The 312-nt window shown below is 40.1% G+C and carries 1 protein-coding gene; it reads left to right on the top strand.

What is annotated here, in order from left to right:
* On the top strand, positions 1-312 hold a 312-nt coding region (locus HC176_RS18700), incomplete at both ends, for an ATP-binding protein (RefSeq protein WP_167920476.1).

Genomic DNA, 312 nt, shown 5'->3' with positions numbered 1-312 from the left:
ACTACATTTCTGAGTATCTGGAGAGTATTTTATTAAATTTGATTACGAATGCCATTAAATACAAGTTCAAAGGCAGAAAACCGGTGATCTATATTCAAACTTATAAGGAGCATGGCGAAAATTTCCTGGAGGTAAGTGATAATGGAATGGGAATCGATTTGGATGAACACGGCGATAAGATGTTTGGGATGTATAAAACCTTTCACCGCCATCCCGAAGCGAATGGAATCGGACTTTTTATCACCAAGAATCAGGTGGAGGCAATGGGAGGAAGCATCTCTGTCACCAGCACAGTAAATATTGGCACTACCT

The sequence above is a fragment of the Tamlana crocina genome, from assembly GCF_012037625.1.
Note: the sequence above shows the minus strand (reverse complement) of the source record. Positions and strands in the feature narration are given on the sequence as shown.